The following is a 21,476-nucleotide window of genomic DNA, read 5'->3' on the forward strand; positions in this document are numbered from 1 at the left end:
CGAATAATTATATGTAAATCTAAAATTACATAAGTTGCAAACGCTTTTATTTACATATCAAAATCTTTCAGTGATTGTGTCGTTCGTTTTGAGGGAAAAACCTTCTTTTCTTTACCCATAAAAAGAGAAATTTTCCCTGACGGAATTTGACTAGCAGCAACGATGATTTTCTGTCCAAGTTCGGAATTAATGGTATCCCTCAAATAATCATAAGATTCATAATGTGTTTCGATTATTACTTGCATACCTGCATACTCTTCAACATTTTCTTGGCTCATCGGCATGACACTCGTAATGTTGACATGGCTTACTCCAGGTGCTTGAAGCATGAATGGTAAGACTTTATTAAAAAAATAGGCTTCGAATTCCTTTAGATCTTCAATATTACTAGCAATTCCAATTGTTTTAATCAATGTTCTTACATCCTTTCAACTATATTAGTAAAAATGTTCCTAACACTTATAAGTGGTTGCTATATTTGTACCTCATAATAAAGAATATAAACAAGCAAATAAATATATTTGAATATTAAATCATATATATACAACTGCTGCATTGCAATTCTTTTTCGCATCATCTATTCATACATGTGATTGATCACAATAAAAAACCAGCCATGTTAAATCAATGGCTGATTCGCTCCATTTTAGGTGCTATTGAACAGAATAACAATTTAATTCCTATAGATTGCCCCGTCCCCATTATGTTTTACCATAGATCAGACACAATCATTAACACGATCAATATACATTAGAAGTGCATATTAAATATGTGCCAATTTGTCCGGATTTGCTACAGTATATATAGTTTGTATCTGATTTCCTTTAAACGAAAAAGAGTAAACATATTTCAATCCGTCATTCATATAAATCACAAAACCAGGGAGACTGTTTACGGTAACAAATTGTAAAGTATATTCTCCAGCATACATCCGAGCAAAGTTCAATAACAGTTGAGCCACTTTGGATGTCCCGATAATCGGAATTTGCGCAGCTCGTACTTTTCCCCCACCATCGTTATATAAAACGACATCTTCTCGAATCAAATCTATTATATGTCCAGTATTACCTTGTAAGATTGATTGAACAAAGTCTTTCACTTTTTCCTCAGCTTCCTGCATAGGCAAAATCGTTTCTGGACTGAGATGAATGCTCTGTTTGGCTCGCCGATATATTTGCCTACAATTGGCGCTTGACTTTCCAACCATTTCAGCAATTTCATCATAGGAATACTGAAAAATTTCTCGAAGTAGAAAGACAGCCCTCTCCATCGCATTTAATTGTTGTAACAACAAAAGATAAGCAGTCGTCAATGATTCTTTTTTCATATAAGTGTTAGATGGATCATTATCATTCACTTGATCATCTAATAAAGGCTCTGGCAACCAGGGACCTACATATACCTCTCTTTTTTTCACCGATGACTTCAATAAATCTAGGCAACGATTTGTCACAATTTTACACAGATATGCTTTTTTATTTTCGAGTTGTGCACTTTCCGGCAATTGATCAAAAGTCATAAAAGCATCTTGTACGATATCTTCTGCATCCATCACACTCCCAAGCATGCGATATGCAAGGGAAAAAAGCAATGATTTATATTCTTTATACAACAACTCGATGTCCACCCACAAAAACCCCCTCTTGGTTGGGATATGCTATCAAATGTTCTACTGCTCGCTTAGCACTAGCCGCCGCTGCATCTACTAACAATTCTCCATGAGTTACCCAATCCCCAGCAACATATAATCCTTTTATTTCAGGAACATGGGGACCTGGATTCACGGTACGTTTCATATGCATAAAATCATGTGTCACCACGATTCTTGGCAAAAATTGTCTAGCTACCAACTTCTCACGCCAACCGGGTTGTGCTAAATCTAGCGTTTGTTCTAGATCTTGTTCATCTATTTTTACATTCGTATGCGTTCCTTGGTATTTAATGAGCTGCACAACCTGATCTCCATTATCACTTAAATGGGCTGCTCGTGATTGATTTGAAAGAAATACAGCTTGATCAAGCCCATAAATAAATTGGTTTTTCGGTTTTGGTAATCGACGTAGCGCAATAGACAAACAAGCTGCAGTAATAGGAATCGCTTGATCTTTCCACACCTGTAATGAGGTTTGATCTGCATATGGGACAAGTTTATAAGCTATTTCTGGTGCTGTGGTAAGAATCACATGATCGGTATAAACTCTAGTTCCATCTGCACATTTCACTGCTTCTACCCGTCTATCTTTGGTTTCTATCTCAGTTACTCTATTTCCAGTCATAAATCCAACCCCAAATTCTTCTGCTTTGTTTCGCAATTCCTTTACCAAAGCTCCCCAACCCTTGTCAAGATAGAGTACACCATTCATCGAATGTTTTAATTGCCTTAAAACCGGACCAGCCGCTTGAAGATCAGGAGCGACTACATAACTAGCTGTTCTCAGCAATGAGTAGAAAAAATTACGAACCATAGGATCTTTCAAATGACCTTCAATCCAATCCCTTACACTCATTTGGTTGTATTGACTTGTGTCTAATTTTCGTAGTTTTACCAACCAGCTTCCTATTTCTCGTTTTCCTCTAAATGAAAAGAGTGGTGTCGTAAGCAAAGACATAAAGTTCATAGGTAAAGGAATGAGTTGATTCTTCCAAATTCCGAAGGCATCTGAAGATGGTTCTTTTCCTGCAAGCTCCACATTTAGTTCCTGTAAGATCTGAACCGCATCCCCTTTGTATAAAGCATGACCTCCTAAATCAAAGTAAGCCCCATTTTTCCTTTGGGTGATAGCCCTTCCACCTAATTGTTTTTGCTGTTCCAATACAATCGTTTTCTTCCCTGCTTTAGCAGCATATATTGAAGCAATTAATCCTGCAATGCCTCCTCCAACAATTGCCACATCATATTTCCCCATCAAAATCATCCCTTTCGTTTCTTTTACTCTTATAACGATTGTGGAAATGATCTTGTGACAAGAAATAAATAAAAAGATTATTACGACAAATGAACGCCTGCTTTTAACTAGTTTTTCTAGTTGAAGGACTCTTTACGAGCCATCAACATTGATAGGAATACCTCCATACCAATTCCCATAAGCTATTCAATTCATAAGAAGCCTTTGTTAACAAGTTAGAACATCGTAAAAGGAGCAGTAGGTGAGATATAACACCTACTGCTCCTTTTATTTTATGTCTAATTATATTTCTTTAATGCTTACTCATTTATTCTTCACAGGATAACGCAAGATTGTCTGTATTTTATCAGGTGGAGTTGTTTGAAAATCGGATAGATAAATTTCATGATGAAGCCCATTTTGTACAAGGTTGTGTTTATTCATGAATGCTTCAATTTGTTGAACGGTTTCTGGCTCTTTTTCATAAGGACCTATGTGCAACATTTGTACACTTAAACCCTCTTCAATTAATTCTATATCAATCATTTGGATATGAGAAAGTTCTGGATTATTCCTTTGGATATTTTGTTTTACTTGCTCCAAATGTTCATTCAACACAAATTCTGGAACACGAATGATTAGTTTCCAGTACCATTCTTCCGTTGGCACCTCTAAAGCAGGACGTTCTTCTTCTACCCACCAAAGCCCCTCTAACACAGGAACAGCAAAATCTTTACCCAGTTCTATATAGATAGCCTTCAAAGCATAAGCAACAGTATGAATTGACTCAATTGCACTCATATGAGTCGGACTTCCAGGTGCTCCTTTGTCCGATACAGTTAAAAATGGTGCCTTTGAAAGCTCTATCAACTCAGGGTGTCTAGATGCTTGATAGTATGTTTTATTCTCTTTCATTAAATTTAACATGTTCATATCTCCTTTATGATTTATACTCTAATCATATTCGTCTAATACTGACACCAATATGTCAGTATTTAAGAGGTTCTATCAAATTTTTTCACACTAAGTATGTATATGGAGGTTAAACGTTGAAAATTGATCGATTGCTAGCTATTATTATTCTGCTTTTGAATCATCAAAAAATGACTGGGAAAGAACTTTCAGAGCGATTTGAGGTTTCATTACGAACGATCTATCGTGATATAGAAGCGATCAATCAAGCAGGAATTCCTATTATTTCTTATGCTGGCAAAAATGGAGGCTTTGAAATAATGGAGCACTACAAATTAGATCGACAACAGTTATCTTTAAAGGAAATGATCTCCATGATGACCGCACTTCAAGGATTTCATACCATGCTTGGTGATGACACAGTAAAATTACTTATAGAAAAAATACAGTCGCTAATTGACAAAGATAAACAAACTCAACTCAAAAAACACTCTGAACAAATAAATATAGACTTTAATCCTTGGAGAATAAACGACGGAGCACAAGAAAAGCTGCAACAATTACGACTTGCCATTGATAATAAACAACAGATTCAATTTATGTACACGAATTTACAGGGTCAGGATCGTTTCCGTACTGTCGAACCCTTTGCTGTAGTTTTAAAAGGTTTTGCTTGGTATGTATACGGTTATTGTACACAGCAAAAAGATTTTCGTATTTTTCGTTTGTCACGTTTGACCAATTTGCGAACAACAGACCAAACATTTACCAGACAAGCTGTGAGCATTGAAGAAATAGAAGCAAGATGGGGACGTCTACAGGCTAATACTCAGCTCAAACTGTTATTTCAGCCAACAATAAAGGCACGAGTATTTGACTATTTTCTACCAAAAGAGATTGAAGTACAAAAAGATGGCACATTGCTTGTGACCACAAAATACCATGAGGATAATTGGGTATATAACATGATTTTAAGTTTTGGGGCTGAAGTTCTTGTATTGGAACCAGAAAATGTAAGATCTATCATAGAAAAGCGTGTACGAAAAATCATTCAACTTTATGAATCACATGCAAAATAGTGACAACCAATTCCCTACAATAACCTCCTTCTTGTGTTATAAAAATATTAACAAGATAAACCAAATCATCTGACCTTAATCGATTCGAATAGCCAAACTCTCCATTTAAGAAGGGAATTTGGCTATTTTCACTATTTATCGATTCTTTAGGTCACCTTTTAATTGCTCAAGATTTTTGTGGTTTTTTTACTTTTCCCCAAGGCTTCAGGTATGATATTACAACCAAACTGATCAATACGCACAAGCTAAATATTAAACTGACTAACAGTGCTGTTCTATTTTCAAGATAAATCGGTGAATGTAACGGATTGATACCGGGAGGAAAAATTCCCTCTAAGCTGGCATGAATCCACTTACGAATAAATATACCTCCGAACAAAATCGCAAAAATATTTCCTATCGATTTTGTAATGACCCAATAGTAATTCGCAAAGCCCCAATGTGTTCGTACAGCTAGCCAGATACCTGTGATCAGACACCCCAAAGCTCCAGGAATGATCAAAAACCAGTCAAACTTTCCAGCAAATGCATGTGCGGCATATAGTAAACTATGATTTGTAGTGATCCCGTGATAAAAATAGGTCCTATGATGCCTGAAAAATATATGATGACAAATAAGATATGTGCAATTAACCAACCTTTCTTTTGATTCATGTTTAGCTTCTTTGATCGTTTTGTACGCCAATTACCAAACTTCACAAGAAAAATCACTAAGATCGCTACTGTAATAATAGTTTTCCAAAAATTGCCCCAAGTTCTTTAGCCAATATCATCATCTCCTAGGCGAGTTTTTAATCAGGTATATTGCCAGACTTTGTACCTACTTCGAAGGAAGGCATTACATTGTCATACATGAGATGTAAGGTCATCCCAACTGCTGCATGATCAAGATTATGACAATGATCCATCCACATACCTGGGTTGTCCGCGATAAAGGCCACCTCATAAGTCTCTCCCATCTGTACATTAAGTGTGTCAGTTTGCCAGGGTGTTCTTACTTTCTGTCCATTTTTCTTTAAGACAGTCATATGATGACCATGCAAATGCATAGGATGTTCAGTTAAACTTCGATTAACAAATGTTACTTTTACTAGATCTCCTTGTTTCACAACAAATGTCGGTGTTTTGGGATAAACCTCTCCATTGATTGTCCATAGATAATTTAGTTTCCCATCATAAAATCCCATCCGATTGCCCATGATCATATAAAATTCTCGATCAAATTTCTGTGTTTTTGTCAATTTGTTTTGAACACTTGTACCATATTCAGCTGGATCAAATATCTTTTTTTCAGACTTAGAGTCGGATTTAACTTGTTTGAATCCGGTATCAAACAGTAGACTGGGCGTATTGGTAATTGGTTCATCCCCATCTTGAAACTTACTCATTCCAAGTTGGACGGGATGTTTGGGCATGATAAAGGTTAGATCATATCTTCCTCCCGCGGCTATTTGTAGAGATGTATGGGAAGGTAATCGTTCAGGTTTTTTGATTGGAATGCCATCAATACTTGTTACTTGAAAATCAGCACCACTAAGAAAGTACTTGCGAGATAGATTATCACCATTTATCACACGAACTCTAATTTTTTGACCTGGTTTCACATGTTTTTTCTGTTCTTGATCATCATTACCAAACGCCATGATGGCCTTATTTCCAATACGCCAACGATGATTGATTACGGTTGCGTCCACATCATAAGGATGAACTTCTTCTTTGGGTTCCACGATGAATGAACCAAATAGACCCTTCTTCACCTGTTCTGCTGCTTGCTGATGTGAATGAAACCAATAAGTTCCTATTTGATTGGCACGAAATTTGTAGATAAAGGTTCCACCAGGTTTTACGACATTTTGAGTCATGCCTGGGACACCATCCATTGCATTTGGCACATTATAGCCATGCCAATGAATCGTAACGCCTTTGGTAATATCGCGATTAATCAACTTTATTTCAATCATCTCCCCTTCTTTCACATGTAGCTGGGGAGCGATTTGCCCGTTATATGTCCAAGCGTTTATTTTTTTTCCAGACTGTAGAACGATTGTTTTTTGTTGTGCAACAAGGGTGAATTTTTTATCAGCAGGAGCTCTTGTTTCCCCTTGTAAATTCTTTACTTCTACCATGCTATTATGAATTTGAGGGCTGTGATGCATCATATTCCCTTGCATGGTCTGACTTCCTCCACCTTCATCTAAATTGTCGTGGTTCATCATATCCGAGGAAGGGGGCAATTTTGAGGTATTGATTCCGATTTGTACATTAACAACAAAGATTGAAATCAATAATAAGATCATCATTCCGATTATGGAAAAGGACTTTATCCATCTTTTCCATCCCGTTAGCCATATATCTTGCCCTTCCTTTGCACGCTCATATTTTCGTATGATAAAGAAAGAAGGAATAAAGAGTAGTAATAGTAAAATAAGTGGCCAGGATAATGCTTCTAAGAGGCTTGGATCAATAGGCTGAGCAAAAAGTTGTAAGTAGAAATTTAATCCGGATGATAACATTGCAGCCAAAAAAGGAATGATCAACTTTGGGTTACTCGCTTTGATCTTTGTATCTACCGAGAGTTTACCCTGATGATTTCCAGTCAACTGCCTAAGTTGCGGGAGGGCCAACATTAGTACAGGTAAGTTGCCTAGTAGAACAAGAGGAACGATCGCCTTGACAATTCCTTCCACAAATATCCATCCATTAAAAATCCATGTACCAACAATTAGCAATAGCCATAGAACACCAATAGATATCGATAAAATACTCGTCCAATAAACGATCCTACTTTTTATTTTTAGATTTCTATTACGTTTAGTAAAAGGTAAACTGTTGACAAGAAAAATTGTTGCAACCCAAAGCAGCGACATCATGATAGGAATAACAATACTTAGACCGTTTAAAACAACTGACACATTTTTGCCCCCTCATACTGTGATTGATAAGTATGAAGTTAACAAGAAAAGTTTGTGATCTGGTGATGATCTTTTGCAAAGGTGTTGATAAAGATGACAAAAATTTTAGTCGTAGAAGATGAAGAAAAAATTGCTGCAATCATTGAAGAGTTTTTGATTGGAGAAGGCTTTCAAGTTATTACTGCTGAAGATGGACCAACAGCACTCCAATTGGCTGCTAAAACAAAACCTACTATAGTCCTACTCGATTGGATGTTGCCTGGGTTAAATGGAATAGAAGTGTGTAGAAAGTTGCGAGAAATGGGGAATTTGGGGATTATCATGCTTACAGCCAAAGCAGAGGAAACAGATAAAATTATTGGTTTAGGCGTTGGTGCCGATGATTATATGACAAAACCGTTTAGTTTACGAGAACTAGCAGCACGAATCCAATCTTTATTACGTCGTCTAACTCCAATAAATGCAGTGGTGCAATCTGAGCAACGAAACTTTGGCCCTTTGCAAATCATACCTATGTCGCACCGCGTTCTTTTACATAATCAAGAGCTTACTTTGACACCAACAGAATATAAAATTCTTGATTTGCTTAGTTCTACGCCTGATCAAGTTTATAGTCGTGAACAACTATTACAAAGTGTTTTTCAAGATGAAGAAATCCTTGATATTCGCACGATTGATGCTCATATCAGCCGATTACGTAGAAAATTAAATAAAGACTCCACCACCCAATATATTCAAACTGTCTATGGCTTTGGCTACCGCTTTGGTGTAAACAATGAAAATTAAATATAAACTGATCACCGCTATGACAAGTGTGGTGATTATCATGATGTTGTTATTTATCTTTCTAATTCAAATTCAATTCTTTATCTCCCGTGACCTTGCTTATTACACAAATAAAAAACAGTTGGACCAAATTGAACAGACCTTTATTCACTACTATCAAAAAAAGCACACTTGGAGTCACATTACAAAGCAGAAAAAGCCGACAACTCTTCCCTTTGTACTGATGGATCCACATGGCAAGGTGCTGTGGAAATCAGCAGATGAACAAACAAGCACCATAGTCGATGCTTCATTTCCACTCATTCTAAAAAGTAATAAAAACGAAATTGGTCACCTCTATGTTATGACCCCAAGACAATATCAAGTCTATATCATTAAAAATACCTGGAATAAGTATATGTATGGTGTGGTGGGCCTAGCTTCCCTTTTAGGCATTGTATTTGCTTTTCTACTTATTTTATTGATTTCAGGTACACTCACCCGACCAATTCGAACCATTACACAAAAGATTCGTTCTTTTGAGAGTGGTGATATGGATGTTGACTTTGAGATAGGACGCAAAGATGAGTTTAATGAGATTGGACATGCTTTGGCAAGTATGAAACAAAAACTTGAACGTACTGAAGAAGCTCGAAAAACATTGGTTTCTAATGTAGCCCATGAATTAAAGACACCTTTGATGGTGATTCATGGAGAGATCGAACTGCTGCATATTCAGCAAAAAACGATCACTGATGCAAAGTATGAATCGATATCGGAAGAAATTCAACGCTTAACTAAAATCATTCACGACATTTTACATCTATCCAAAGTAGAGGCTCAACAGGAGATCTTATCCAGAAAATGGTTTCCATTAGCCGATCTACTAGCCAAGCTAGAGAACAAGACAGCACATTTATTTCATCAATCCCGAGCAATCTTACTCTACCCAGAAACAGATCAACAGATCTATGCAGATGAAGATAAGTTGTTACAAATACTCTACAACTTGGTGCAAAATGCGTTGATTCATGGGCAAACGACATCTACTGTGACAATTAGCATCAAAACGACAGCTACAGAGACGATATTATCTGTCGCTGATGATGGTCAGGGAATGAATGACAAAGACCGCATTTTTTTATTTGAACGCTTCTATCGTGGAGATAAATCGAGAAGTAGAAAAACCGGGGGATCTGGCATTGGTCTATCCATTGTTAAAGCTTATGTTGAAATGCATGGCGGGTCCATCGATATACAGAGCAAAGAAGGGCAGGGAACTATTTTTCACCTTAAAATGCCAAATTCATCATAATCAAACGAGCTGCTGAATAGCTGTTGGTGGTTTATCTAGGATAGAGCAAAGCTGGTGACTAATTCACCAGCTTATTAAACACTTCTGCTTTCAAAAAGACTAATTAATCCATTTCTTTTCTAAAGCTTTAAACTGTCCATGTAACTGCATCTCTTCCATCCAGAGATTAATCCAGTTCTGGTAATCTACATCACTACGGTTGATCAGATATCCTTTTTGATGAAGATTAAACGGATTTTCGGTCAAGATCGCCAGTAGTTTATCATTTTGCTTTGCATAATATCGAGCTTCTGTACTATCGGTGATCATAACATCCACTTTACCTTCAGCCACCATATTCGGTATTTCCAGGTTATTTTGAACCAATACGATCTCTGCTTTCTTTAAATTTTCACGAACAAACTTTTCATTGGTTCCACCAGGATTTACTCCAATTTTTACGCCTTGCTGATCAATATCTGCTAGGCTTTTAAAACGATCTTGATCTGCTTTACGGATTAATGGGGATTTTCCATCCTTAATATATGGAAGTGTAAGATGAGCTGTTTTTTCCCGCTCTAATGTTCGAGTGATTCCTCCCATAGCAATATCAAATTTATTTGCTTTTAGATCAGACATTAATGTCGGCCAAGTCGTTTTTACAAATTTCACTTTTACACCTAAATCTTTTGCTAACATTTTTGCCGCATCGATATCATAACCTTCATATTCTTTGGTTTGCGGGTTCAAATATGTAAATGGCTTATAGTCACCTGTTGTTCCTACTCGAATCACACCTTGATCTACGATCAAATCCAGACGTGACATTTTTTTAATGGGTTGAGCATCCCCTTTTTGAATATAAGATCCTGTTACAAATCCTGTAATCAATAAAACCAAAGTTAACATAAAAATCGCTAAACGCTTCTGCAAAAGACTCACGCTCCTTCTATCTTTTGATATTCATTATGTATCACAACCTCAAATTTAAATGATTGCGAGTGTTAACATCTATTTAATATAATTTATATTTTAATAATTATATATCGCCATACACATTTCATAAAACATGTAAAATATCCCAATCTTAGTAGATTGATGACTATTTATCCGATTGCCATTTACTAAATAAATTCTCTACGCTTTCCTTGACACGAAGCTGCTCAAGCCTTCTTGAAATACTAGCTCCTTTTCATAACTCCCTAAGCTGATTCTTCTGAGTTGCTAAATCTATCATATAAAGGTTAGATCGGATTCATACCTAACTTTAAATTCTTACATTACTAACATAATATCAGTCACAATAATAATTGTTTCTTATTTTATCCTGTTCATATTCAGTTCATATTGTCTTTCTATAATCCTTTCATACATTCTAGAAAGGAAAGTTATCATATGGATACATCTATTAAAACTGACTCAATAAAGTCAGAGAAGAATCATCGATTTTTGATTATGTTTGGTCTGATTCTTGGCATGATTTTCTCAGAATTGGATGAAACCGTGGTTAATACGGCTCTACCAACCATCATTAAAGATTTGGGAGGATTATCATTATATGGATGGGTTGGAGGCATCTATATGTTAGCGATGTCTTCTTTTATGCCGATTCTAGGAAAACTTGCCGATTTATATGGGCGAAAAAAAGTATATTTAATAGCGATGGGCTTATTTATCGGAGGATCAATGGTCTGTGGATTTGCAAACTCAATGACATGGCTTTTGATTGGACGTTGCATTCAAGGTATTGGCGCTGGAGGACTGATGCCACTTGCAATGACAATTTCAAGCGATTTATTCCCGATCGAGCAACGGGCAAAATTACAAGGATTTATGGGACCGATCATGTTTATCCCCATGTTAGCAGGTCCGTTTATGGGTGGTTTTTTTGTTGATCAACTGAATTGGCATTGGATCTTCTTTATCAATATTCCAGTAGGTTTATTAGCGGCTGCATTTCTTGCTTTCGGTTTAAAAGAAAAGTTTCATTCCAAACGAGTTTCAATCGACTGGGCAGGAGCTTTTCTCCTGATGTCAACGATTGTCTCTTTCCTTATTGCTCCCGTATTGATCGAGAATGAGGGATATACTTGGGGCTCACCACTCATCATCGGGTTGCTATCACTCGGAACGGTCTTACTTGCCATATTTATCTGGGTCGAATCCAAGACAAAAGAGCCGATTATCCCACTACATCTGTTTAAAAATCGCAACATATGGGTTCTGTCAATTATCGTCTTTACAGTTGGGATTGGATTGATGGGGTCCTTTTCATCCTTTCCTTATTACGCCCAACATGTATTAGGACTCTCTCCAACCAGTGCTGGATATTTAACCATACCAATGATGGTTGGAGCAGTTATTTCTTCGATGATCTGTGGTTATCTCCTAACCAAAGTGCGTTATCGGGAATTGATGGCGATTGCTTTTATTATGCCAATCATCGGTTTTTATCTATTTACGCAAATCAATCTGCATACAACAGTAATTCAATTAATTATCTATTTCGTTATTACAGGGCTTGGACTTGGAATCTTATTTGGAGGAGACAACCTAATCATTCAAGAATCAGTAGAAGACAAGCATAAAGGTGTGGCACTGGCTACTGTACCACTTTTTCAAACAATTGGAGCCACGGTTGGAGTAAGTATTTTTGGAAGCATATTATCGTCTACGCTCACTTCCAAATTACAATCGATTAGCCATGCCTTGCCAAAAGAGATTTTAGGAAACTTGCATAATTTTGCAACATCTGGTATCCCTGATCATCTTGCACCTCATCTTGTCAATTTGCTTAAAACAGCTTTTATTCAATCGTTCCAACATATCTATTTCTACGCGCTAATCTGCTCGATTATCGCTTTTGTACTAACTTGGTTTTTGAAAAAAGAAGTATTGCTATCCAAAAATGATGATCAAAATTCCATTACGAATACTGATAAAAATGAACAAGCATCCTAGAAAAAGCCCCGTCTTTGGGAGCCTCAGAGTGAAGTAAAACGAATGAGCGAGTGGAGAGGTGAACGGCAAAGCTCCATTGCGGGCGCAACTTAGCGGAATGGCAGCTGAAGCGGCATTTTCTCCTCGGCAAACTGGTCGAGTCTCCGCAGGCGAATGCCGGAGGAGATGAGTTTTGCCCGGCCGTGAAGGCTGACAGAACGCGGACAGACCCACATCTTTGCTAGCCCAGGTCGGAGCGTCGCCGAGAACCCCGAACATGAGCCGCCAATCACGAGGCTTTATCTACAAGCTGGGAGCTTCCCACTTAGCGGGCTTTAGTTTGATTATCCTGACTAAATAAAATATGTTCAACAAAACTTTCTCAATATCGAAACAAACGTTATGATTGCCTACCATTGACATTTACAACTCATCATTTAGTATTATGATTATGAAAAAAAATTTTCATATCGATAGTAAACGACAAGACATTATACAAGCCGCAACTTTTCTTTTTGCAACGAAAGGAATAGATGGCACTTCTATGAAAAGCATCGGAAAGGCTGCTAATGTTTCAGATGCAGCCATCTATAAGCATTTTGCTAGTAAAAAGGAACTGTTACAACTAATTTACAAAAAGTATAACGATTATTTTACCCAAATGATTGATGAAATTGCACAAAGAAAACAACCTTTCAGAAAATCCTTTCAAGAACTCATTCAGCTTTTTTTCGAAGCATATGTCGCTGATCAATACGGTTTAATGCTACTTTATCAAAACCATGATTACTGCACGGAAATCGCTATAAATCTACGATTACCACTTACTGCTTTGTCCGAATTTATTCAAGGAGGAGTGGACGCAGGCGAGTTGCCTGAGCAAAATCCAGAAGTGACTGCAACAATGATCATAGGAGCACTTACCCGGTTAGCTATATTCTCAGAGATTCGTGCTCTTTCTGCTTCTTTAGATTCGTTATTTCCAGATATTCATAAAAGATTGCTTAATTTGGTAGGTCTGCTATAATCTTCAATTTTGGCAGCTTTCATCATATTAACATGGAATCAAACAAAAATATTTACTAACTTTTATGAAACACATGTACAAACTTCTAAACCTTATTCGAAAAAAGAATGAGCTGTCAGTGCCTTCGGTTGCACTGACGATTATTTCACATTCTTAGTTAGTGCTAACTTGCCAAATCTAGTAATAATTGTTATACAAAAGCAGCTATATTATGCTAAAACGATAAACAGCTATAAAAAAAAGCCTCTTGCAAGAGAGGAATTAGTTACAAAACCTTTATAAACACTACATCATATCTATCTATGCAATAGCACACGAAATAAACATAATATTATAAATAAACTTCAACCGATTGGTTTTTGGCTAATAATCACTTACAGTATGATTGTAAAAGAAATATAAAATTCTCTCTTTTGATTCAGGCTATGACATAAGAAGCTTCTAACTATGTCAATCTTTTATTCCTAATATTTTTACTGATTTACCCACTGCTATCTTTGCCGATGAAACCAACCTGCACTTCTTAATATCTCACAAATCCCAACACTTGATAAAAATGCCATTCTAGTATAACGTATAACAGGCTTGAACCACATAAATTTGTGGTATCAAGCCCTTTTATGTCTCTTCGATAAAGAAAATCTCTTGAAACCTATTGCAAATAAGAGAAGTGGTGCTCCTGAAACAACTCCTGTTCCCACTAATAACAAGATCGAATGAACGTTATAAGAAGAATTAGAAAGTAGAGCAAAACGAAAGGTGTAACGATAAACGTCTCAATCGCTAACCCCGTAATAGCGTCTAAATTTACTTTCTTCTTTAATAAACCATAGAATCCAAACGTGAATGCAAGCAGTATAGAAATCCATGGGTTCACTCGAAAGACTTTCTTAATGTTTCCGAAGTCAAAATGAAAGAGGAATCGATTAGACTGTTTCATATCTTTGTAAGGAGTGAAACAACTATGAGACAAATCTTTCAGTTCATTATGTCTATCATCCTAGTTATTGGGTTATGTATCCTTTCTATTACTCCTGTTTTTGCAGATTCTCATCTTCCTACAAAGAAGATTGACCAGTACCTGCAAGAGCAGATGAAAAAGAATCGTATTCCTGGAATGGCAGTCGCAATTACTTATCAAGATCAAGTAATTTATGCAAAAGGATTTGGTACAGCGGGTTATAATCGCTTGGTTACACCAGATACCCCTTTTGCGATTGCGTCGCTAAGTAAGGCATTTACAGCAATGGCAGTCATGCAATTAGTGGAAATGGGGAAATTAAAACTTGATACCCCTGTACAAAAGATTCTTCCTGATTTTCGCTTAAACGATCCTCGAGGATCGAAAATTACAGTTCAACATCTATTACATCAGACTAGTGGATTGGCAGATACTGTAAACGAAGATATGAAACTAAGCGTACAGCCACAATCACTCCATGATGTGATCAAACGGTTAAAAAAAGTAGAATTAGAGTCAACACCTGGTCAAAAATACAATTACCATAATCCGAACTATGAAATTCTTGCTCATATTGTAGAAGTAATAAGCCATAAGACTTTTCAAAGTTATCTACAAAAACATATTTTCCAACCACTTCAGATGAACCAGACTACTCATGCAGCAAATATTAAAGACTTTTCGAAGACTAGCAAAAACATCTCAGATGGTCATTCACTTTTCTTTGGTCTCCCTATTAAAAATCAACAGTTCGACTGGTTTACAACCGGCTCTCATGGAATCATTGCTTCTGTCAATGACATGGCACAGTGGATGATCATGCAACAAAATAATGGACTATTTCAAGGAAAACGATTACTTTCTAGTCAAGGAATCCAAACGATGCATACCCAGGCTAGTTCTTCAATCAATTATGGGATGGGCTGGATGATTGGTAAAAGCACACATGGTGAAAAGCAATTTTATCATGATGGAATACTTGGTAATTTTAAGTCCGAAATGATATTACTGCCCGAAAAAGAATTTGGTATTGTTCTTCTTTCCAATACTGGATTAAATGAGTTTATCGACTATTATTCTATGATACAGGGAGTCGTTGATTTAGTAACAGGACAAGAGCCCTCCACTTCTTGGTGGATAAATAATCTGACCTTCTCCCTTATGATGCTTGGTCTTGTACTCATTACGATTTTGCTTGGCATTCGAAATTTAAAACGAAATGACCAATGGGAGACCAAACTTTCGAAACAAGCAAAGTGGTGGGTTTGCTTAAAACTCATCTTCAGACTCTTACCACTATACCTGCTTCTTTTTTTACAACCTCTTGTTTCGCTGTTGACCAATGGAAGAGAGATGAGTTGGGAAGGATTGATTACCATTGCTCCATGCATCATGACTTTGCTTATCGTTGCATCTCTCTTTAGCGCAATCATTGTCATCACACGTTTAAATCGTTGGCTGAAAATAGCAAATCGTTAATAATGATGAATCAGATTGTATAAAAAAAGTCTCCCTTCATTCCAATCAGGGAGGCTTAAAAGCTCATTTCTCACGATACCAAAGTTATTTCCTCAATATGTAAACAGAAGCTTAACCTACAATGAGAAGCTTTAATCACGTCCAGCGACCAGAATCTTTTTCGCTATTTCCTGTGGATTGGAATACATGATTTCATGGCTTCCTTCATACTGTACAAAACGATGAATCCCTAATAATTTCGCTGTTTTCTCATAGATTCGATAGGGAACAATCGCATCTTCAGTTCCATGTAGGTAACTTTTGGAGATTTGCAGAGTATAAAATTTCTGTAGATCCACTTTATCCATAATATAGTTTATAGGATTCGGGGTTAGTTGTTTGTAAATCCGCTGGGCTGTTTGCAAATCCACATCATTCATAAAAACCTCACGCCAGATTGGGAAGGAAAATAAGATTGTTCCTTTCTCTTCATCGATCTCCGATGTCTCAAAGAACACCTGTAATTCTGGAAAAGTTTCAAGTATTGGTTTTTGATCCTCTAATACTAATGCTCCCATAAAGACCAAACGCTTGATACGTTGAGGGATCGCTTGAGCAACAAATTGAATGGTAGTTCCACCCAGACTATGCCCTAACAAAATGACATCATGCAAATCTTTCTTCTCAATCAGATCAACGATTGGTTGATAGACTTGCTGCAAAGTAACTTGTTTATCTGCACCCGGTTGATTGCCTCCTGCTGTGGGTGTATAGACCCGATGTCCTTTCGCTTCCAATATCCGAGTAACCTCACGCCAACTCTCTCCAGTATGACAAGCTCCATGAACAAGCACAAATGTCTCCATCGTGTTTACACCTCGTTTGTATGAAGGTAAATAGAAAATGATAACGCTAACACATGTCGATGGTACGTTAATCTATATAATATAATCTAGTTTTTAAATAATTATATTATACAATCAACAATAACAATTCGCTATAAAAATTATAAATAAAAAATTCCAGACTGAAGAATAAACCTTTGAGCGAGTGAGAGGTGTCCAGCAAAGCTCCATTTCGGGCGCAACTTAGCGGAATGGCGGCTGAAGCGGTATTTTCCTTTCGGGCAAACTGTTCGAGTCTCCGCAGGCGGATGCCGGAGGAGGCGAGTTTTGCCCAGCCGCGAAAGCTGACAGAACGCGACAGTCACACATCTGAGCAAGCCCGGATCGGAGCGTCGCCGAGAACCACGATCACGAGCCGAGCCATTATGTAACTTTGTCTACACTCTGAAATAAAAAGTTATCATTTTTTAGAGACAGAATGATAACTTTTCGAATGATAACAGCAATATGAGTTTAATATGCTACACTCTATAAGGATAGATAAACAGTATTTAGGCCATAAGCCAAATTCAAACAAACAGTCAGATACCTATCATGTATGGGCATATTATCTATAGAGATTCTTAAAATAAAGTGGTGATCAACATGAACGAAAAAATTCTACTAGTTGAAGATGATCCTGCAATTGGTGAAATGGTGAAAGACCATTTAGAAAAAGAAGGGTTTCAGATTCGTCATGCGACGAATGGTACAAGCGGGATCAATCTTTTTCATCAGGAACATTTTGAATTGATTTTACTTGATCTGATGTTGCCGGAAATGAATGGTCTTGACATTCTACAGGCGATTCGCCAAAAAAGCACGATCCCTATTATTATCCTCTCCGCTAAAGAGAGTGATGTTGATAAAGTATTAGGACTTGGCTTTGGGGCTGATGACTATTTGACAAAACCCTTTTCACTCATTGAACTTTCAGCACGAATCAAATCCTCCTTGCGTCGAGTTAATCAATATATACAGAATATACAGCACGATGAATCTCAACAAATTCAGATTCATGAACTTACACTGGACACCGAAACTCTACGTGTATATAAGAATGGGCGAGAAATTCCTTTAACCTCTAAAGAGTTACACATCTTAAAGCTGCTCATGACTCATCCCAAACGGGCTTTTACCAAAGCGCAAATCTATCAAGCAGTTTGGCAACAGGAATACTATGGCGATGAAAATGCAATTCAGGTACATATTAGTCGATTACGAGAGAAAATCGAGGACATACCCTCCTCTCCTCAATATATTAAAACGGTTTGGGGTATTGGATACCGATTAGGAGATTTTTAACATGGTTGTTTTCTATATCAGTCTAATCATCATACTGATCATCAGTCATTTTTGGTGGTATCACAATCGGAAAAAGCATCATCGGGATCTTCAATATATTCATGATAAATTAAACCAAATCATCGAACAGCAGACCAAAGAAAGTTTGCTGTTATTTACTGAGGATCAAGCGTTACAGCGTTTACTGATCGATCTCAACCGTTTATTACATCACACCAATCAAACGACCTCTACCTATAAAAAATTAGAACAATCTATCCATAAACTGCTTACAAACATGTCACATGACCTAAAAACGCCATTAACTGTCATCTTAGGTCTATCTGAAACACTGACACACGACCTCACGATAACTGAACAAGAACGTCAGCGACTGTTGAAAAAAATCCATGAAAAAGCAGCAGCAATTTTAGAATTAATTAACCAGTTTTTTAATCTTGCTAAACTAGAATCAGGTGATATTGAAATTGTTTTTAAGGATGTTGAGCTAAATGAGATTTGTCGAAGCAATCTTTTATTTTTCTATGAACACATCTCCTCTCTGGGATTAGAAGTATCAGTTGAAATTCCTGATAATCCTATTTATGCCCATATTGATCCAACTGCGTTAGATCGAATTTTAAAGAACTTAATTACAAATGCAATTCGATATGGTAACGATGGAAAAATTGTAGGCATTCGCTTACATTCAGATTCCCAACATGCATTTATCGATATTTGGGATCGTGGCAAAGGCATCCCTTTAAAAGATCAAAATTTGATCTTTGAGCGGTTATATACCCTAGAGAATTCTATTTCTGCTAATTATCAAGGCAGTGGATTAGGTCTTGCCATTACCAAAAGGCTAGTCGAAAAGTTGGCTGGAACACTTACATTAATGAGTAAACCTTTTGAGGAAACGGTATTTACAGTTCAATTAACTCGAATCTCTCCAAAAACACATGATGATAAAGGAAATCTTGAAAGGTTTTCTTAATGTTTTTGACGGAGAAATGAAAAAACTTTCCGATACAATACGCTATACATGAAGGAGGGAAGTACATGCAAACAATATTGTCCACAAATCAACTTTATAAACGATACTTAGATAAAAACGTGATTTCCGATGTAAATCTGAATGTTCAACAAGGAGAGATCTATGGGTTTTTAGGTCCCAATGGGGCAGGGAAAACGACGATTATGAAGATGATTACTGGCTTAATTCGTCCTACGAGTGGGCAGATTACTTTATTTAATCAACCATCCACAACTTCATCATTTGAAATTCGAAAACGGATCGGCAGCTTAATTGAGTATCCAATCTTTTATGAACATTTATCTGCCTATGAAAATTTACAACTTCACTGTGAATATATGGGTTTTTATGATCACAAAGCGATTACTGATGCACTTGAACTCACCAGCATAACTGAACCAAGAATGAAACCTGTCAAACACTTTTCTCTAGGCATGAAACAGCGACTAGGCATTGCACGAGCAATCTGTACACGTCCGGAACTCTTGCTGTTAGATGAGCCAATCAATGGAATGGACCCAGTTGGAATTCGCGAATTACGTGAATTGTTTCATGCATTGAGTAAAGAACATGGCATGACTTTATTTATATCTAGCCATATTTTACAAGAGATAGAACATTTGGCTGATACCATTGGCGTGATCAAAGAAGGGCGTTTGCTTAAAGAACTTTCCATGTCACAAATTCACTCCCAACATCGCGACTATATAGAAGTCGCCTTGACGGACAGCAAAAAAGCTGTTGCAGTGATCGAGAGAAAATTAAACATTACTAACTTCAAGGTAATAGACCCCCATTTGATTCACATTTACGAACCAAATGTTTCTTCTATAGAGCTTTCAAAATGTCTCATTTTAAACGGCATAGGTATTGAATCATTAAATAAAAAACATGTTTCACTTGAAGATTACTTTTTGCAGATCATTCAAGGAGGGGCAGTAAGTGATTAAATTAATACGTTTAGAATACAAAAAAGTACGACTCACCCGTTTTCTGCTCATCTCTGTATTGGCTGTGGTCATCCTGATGCTATGGTGTATTGGGAATAAAAGTGGCCATCCAGAAGGATATGACAGTTATCAAGCTGCATTTGCTGAAATCAACTTTTACACCAATTCGACTTTTTTAATCATCAGCTCAGTTTTAATCACTAAGATCATCCTAGATGAATATCGAAAAAAAACAATTATGATACTTTTTACTTACCCACACTCGCGCAAGAGACTAATGGTAGCCAAACTAGCCTTTATCAGCCTCTTCACTTTTTGTGTCACATTGGTGGCAAACTTCTCTGTTACAAGTCTTTTTATCTTCTTAGCACCTACAAATCAAGCAAATTTAGGTCTGCTCACAAATGACCAGATGTTGGATTCATTTCTTCGCATCTGCTTATATGCATTGGCTACCACTGGGATTAATTTCATTTCTTTCTTCTTTGGTATGTTCAAAAAATCACCTCCTGCTACGATTATTCCTCCATTTTTAATTTCTTTGATCATCAGTAGCCATTTTTATCAACTTTATTCTATATGGGATGTGTTGATCAGCACCATCAGTTGCTTAGTTATTGGTGTTCTTCTTGCCCACTATGGTATAAAAAAAGCGGTTCAATTAGATGTTGAATAGCAAAGAGATGCTATAGTGAGCCTACTCACCTTATTCTATTATTTAAGCCAAAATATACAAATACATCAACATGATTATGTTAGGACAAGTGATTTAAATACAACAAACCAGCTATTAAAGCTGGTTCCAGAGTTGGCAAAAATGTCAACCGTTACAATTATCGATCGGTTTTTCTCCACAAAACCAGTGCAAGAACGGTCCAGCATACGATGACCACGATCCCATTCTCACCTGCTACCATTGTCCACCCTTTTTGATGATGGCGAAAGAAATAGCTGCCAAAAGTTCGTAGATGATTAATAAAACCATGTAGCAAAACGACTGGCCAAATGCTATGGCTATTAAGACGCAACCAACCTAGTAAATAAAATAATGGAAAAATCATTATCATAATTTAGCAATCTATGTTTATT

General features: G+C 36.8%; 18 protein-coding genes. 10 read left to right on the top strand and 8 right to left on the bottom strand.

Annotated features, from left to right (window positions below; all coding sequences use genetic code 11):
• Positions 1–50 precede the first annotated feature (50 nt).
• From BUB71_RS03630 to BUB71_RS03645, 4 genes are all read right to left on the bottom strand, one after another.
• Positions 51–413 (bottom strand): hypothetical protein, encoded by a 363-nt coding sequence (locus tag BUB71_RS03630; protein ID WP_073152115.1) that lies wholly within the window; start codon positions 411–413, stop codon positions 51–53.
• Between the two features lie 350 nt (positions 414–763).
• Positions 764–1,627 carry an RNA polymerase sigma-70 factor gene (locus tag BUB71_RS03635; protein ID WP_073152118.1) on the bottom strand — a complete coding sequence of 288 codons (864 nt, stop codon included), beginning with the start codon at positions 1,625–1,627 and terminating at the stop codon, positions 764–766.
• Positions 1,605–2,906: a phytoene desaturase family protein gene (locus BUB71_RS03640; RefSeq protein ID WP_073152122.1), complete on the bottom strand. Its 1,302-nt coding sequence runs from the start codon at positions 2,904–2,906 to the stop codon at positions 1,605–1,607. The genes BUB71_RS03635 and BUB71_RS03640 overlap by 23 nt, the downstream gene beginning before the upstream one ends.
• A 303-nt stretch (positions 2,907–3,209) precedes the next feature.
• Complete coding sequence (locus tag BUB71_RS03645; protein ID WP_175552271.1) at positions 3,210–3,812, bottom strand: GyrI-like domain-containing protein; 603 nt, start codon at positions 3,810–3,812, stop codon at positions 3,210–3,212.
• A 122-nt stretch (positions 3,813–3,934) separates the two neighbouring features.
• Here BUB71_RS03645 and BUB71_RS03650 point away from each other — a divergent pair, with 122 nt between their 5' ends.
• Positions 3,935–4,876, top strand: coding sequence for a helix-turn-helix transcriptional regulator (locus BUB71_RS03650; RefSeq protein WP_073152128.1), 942 nt, complete (start codon positions 3,935–3,937; stop codon positions 4,874–4,876).
• A gap of 791 nt (positions 4,877–5,667) precedes the next feature.
• On the opposite strand, the gene BUB71_RS03660 is transcribed toward BUB71_RS03650, so the two are convergent.
• Complete coding sequence (locus BUB71_RS03660) at positions 5,668–7,788, bottom strand: multicopper oxidase family protein (protein ID WP_245815502.1); 2,121 nt, start codon at positions 7,786–7,788, stop codon at positions 5,668–5,670.
• Positions 7,789–7,881: 93 nt separating this feature from the next.
• On the opposite strand from BUB71_RS03660, the gene BUB71_RS03665 reads away from it, so the two are divergent.
• Together BUB71_RS03665 and BUB71_RS03670 are read left to right on the top strand one after the other, a co-directional pair.
• On the top strand, positions 7,882–8,574 hold the full coding sequence (locus tag BUB71_RS03665) for a response regulator (RefSeq protein ID WP_084731011.1): 693 nt from the start codon (positions 7,882–7,884) through the stop codon (positions 8,572–8,574).
• Positions 8,564–9,868, top strand: a complete 1,305-nt coding sequence (locus BUB71_RS03670; protein WP_073152136.1) for a sensor histidine kinase — start codon at positions 8,564–8,566, stop codon at positions 9,866–9,868. Before BUB71_RS03665 ends, BUB71_RS03670 begins: the two co-directional genes overlap by 11 nt.
• Before the next feature lie 99 nt (positions 9,869–9,967).
• On the opposite strand, the gene BUB71_RS03675 is transcribed toward BUB71_RS03670, so the two are convergent.
• Positions 9,968–10,789: a transporter substrate-binding domain-containing protein gene (locus BUB71_RS03675; RefSeq protein ID WP_422785124.1), complete on the bottom strand. Its 822-nt coding sequence runs from the start codon at positions 10,787–10,789 to the stop codon at positions 9,968–9,970.
• A 453-nt stretch (positions 10,790–11,242) separates the two neighbouring features.
• Between BUB71_RS03675 and BUB71_RS03680 the strand changes: the two genes are divergently transcribed.
• The 3 genes from BUB71_RS03680 (at position 11,243) to BUB71_RS03690 (ending at position 16,254) form a co-directional block, all read left to right on the top strand.
• A complete protein-coding gene (locus tag BUB71_RS03680; protein WP_073152140.1) occupies positions 11,243–12,808 on the top strand; it encodes an MDR family MFS transporter in 1,566 nt (521 codons plus the stop codon).
• A 430-nt stretch (positions 12,809–13,238) separates the two neighbouring features.
• Entirely contained in the window at positions 13,239–13,814 is a 576-nt protein-coding gene (locus tag BUB71_RS03685) for a TetR/AcrR family transcriptional regulator (protein WP_073152143.1), read from the top strand.
• A gap of 964 nt (positions 13,815–14,778) precedes the next feature.
• The gene (locus BUB71_RS03690) at positions 14,779–16,254 is read left to right on the top strand and encodes a serine hydrolase domain-containing protein (RefSeq protein ID WP_073152146.1); all 1,476 of its coding nucleotides are present in this window, start codon (positions 14,779–14,781) and stop codon (positions 16,252–16,254) included.
• A gap of 131 nt (positions 16,255–16,385) precedes the next feature.
• On the opposite strand, the gene BUB71_RS03695 is transcribed toward BUB71_RS03690, so the two are convergent.
• Positions 16,386–17,099, bottom strand: a complete 714-nt coding sequence (locus BUB71_RS03695; protein WP_073152149.1) for an alpha/beta fold hydrolase — start codon at positions 17,097–17,099, stop codon at positions 16,386–16,388.
• A 624-nt stretch (positions 17,100–17,723) separates the two neighbouring features.
• On the opposite strand from BUB71_RS03695, the gene BUB71_RS03700 reads away from it, so the two are divergent.
• From BUB71_RS03700 to BUB71_RS03715, 4 genes are all read left to right on the top strand, one after another.
• Entirely contained in the window at positions 17,724–18,422 is a 699-nt protein-coding gene (locus tag BUB71_RS03700) for a response regulator transcription factor (RefSeq protein WP_073152152.1), read from the top strand.
• A gap of 1 nt (position 18,423) precedes the next feature.
• Positions 18,424–19,398: a sensor histidine kinase gene (locus tag BUB71_RS03705; protein ID WP_073152155.1), complete on the top strand. Its 975-nt coding sequence runs from the start codon at positions 18,424–18,426 to the stop codon at positions 19,396–19,398.
• Positions 19,399–19,463: 65 nt separating this feature from the next.
• Complete coding sequence (locus BUB71_RS03710; RefSeq protein WP_073152158.1) at positions 19,464–20,387, top strand: ABC transporter ATP-binding protein; 924 nt, start codon at positions 19,464–19,466, stop codon at positions 20,385–20,387.
• Positions 20,380–21,063 carry an ABC transporter permease gene (locus tag BUB71_RS03715; RefSeq protein ID WP_073152162.1) on the top strand — a complete coding sequence of 228 codons (684 nt, stop codon included), beginning with the start codon at positions 20,380–20,382 and terminating at the stop codon, positions 21,061–21,063. The genes BUB71_RS03710 and BUB71_RS03715 overlap by 8 nt, the downstream gene beginning before the upstream one ends.
• Before the next feature lie 157 nt (positions 21,064–21,220).
• On the opposite strand, the gene BUB71_RS03720 is transcribed toward BUB71_RS03715, so the two are convergent.
• Positions 21,221–21,454 carry a hypothetical protein gene (locus tag BUB71_RS03720; protein ID WP_073152164.1) on the bottom strand — a complete coding sequence of 78 codons (234 nt, stop codon included), beginning with the start codon at positions 21,452–21,454 and terminating at the stop codon, positions 21,221–21,223.
• Between the last annotated feature and the right edge of the window lie 22 nt (positions 21,455–21,476).

The organism is Seinonella peptonophila, from assembly GCF_900129355.1.
GTDB lineage: Bacteria > Bacillota > Bacilli > Thermoactinomycetales > Thermoactinomycetaceae > Seinonella > Seinonella peptonophila.

Excerpts from the sequence above, each read along its gene's own strand:
- BUB71_RS03640 (WP_073152122.1), bottom strand. The coding sequence starts at position 2,906 with ATGGGGAAATATGATGTGGCAATTGTTGGAGGAGGCATTGCAGGATTA.
- BUB71_RS03645 (WP_175552271.1), bottom strand. The coding sequence starts at position 3,812 with ATGTTAAATTTAATGAAAGAGAATAAAACATACTATCAAGCATCTAGA.
- BUB71_RS03665 (WP_084731011.1), top strand. The coding sequence starts at position 7,882 with ATGACAAAAATTTTAGTCGTAGAAGATGAAGAAAAAATTGCTGCAATC.
- BUB71_RS03670 (WP_073152136.1), top strand. The coding sequence starts at position 8,564 with ATGAAAATTAAATATAAACTGATCACCGCTATGACAAGTGTGGTGATT.
- BUB71_RS03680 (WP_073152140.1), top strand. The coding sequence starts at position 11,243 with ATGGATACATCTATTAAAACTGACTCAATAAAGTCAGAGAAGAATCAT.
- BUB71_RS03685 (WP_073152143.1), top strand. The coding sequence starts at position 13,239 with ATGAAAAAAAATTTTCATATCGATAGTAAACGACAAGACATTATACAA.
- BUB71_RS03690 (WP_073152146.1), top strand. The coding sequence starts at position 14,779 with ATGAGACAAATCTTTCAGTTCATTATGTCTATCATCCTAGTTATTGGG.
- BUB71_RS03695 (WP_073152149.1), bottom strand. The coding sequence starts at position 17,099 with ATGGAGACATTTGTGCTTGTTCATGGAGCTTGTCATACTGGAGAGAGT.
- BUB71_RS03700 (WP_073152152.1), top strand. The coding sequence starts at position 17,724 with ATGAACGAAAAAATTCTACTAGTTGAAGATGATCCTGCAATTGGTGAA.
- BUB71_RS03705 (WP_073152155.1), top strand. The coding sequence starts at position 18,424 with ATGGTTGTTTTCTATATCAGTCTAATCATCATACTGATCATCAGTCAT.
- BUB71_RS03710 (WP_073152158.1), top strand. The coding sequence starts at position 19,464 with ATGCAAACAATATTGTCCACAAATCAACTTTATAAACGATACTTAGAT.
- BUB71_RS03720 (WP_073152164.1), bottom strand. The coding sequence starts at position 21,454 with ATGATAATGATTTTTCCATTATTTTATTTACTAGGTTGGTTGCGTCTT.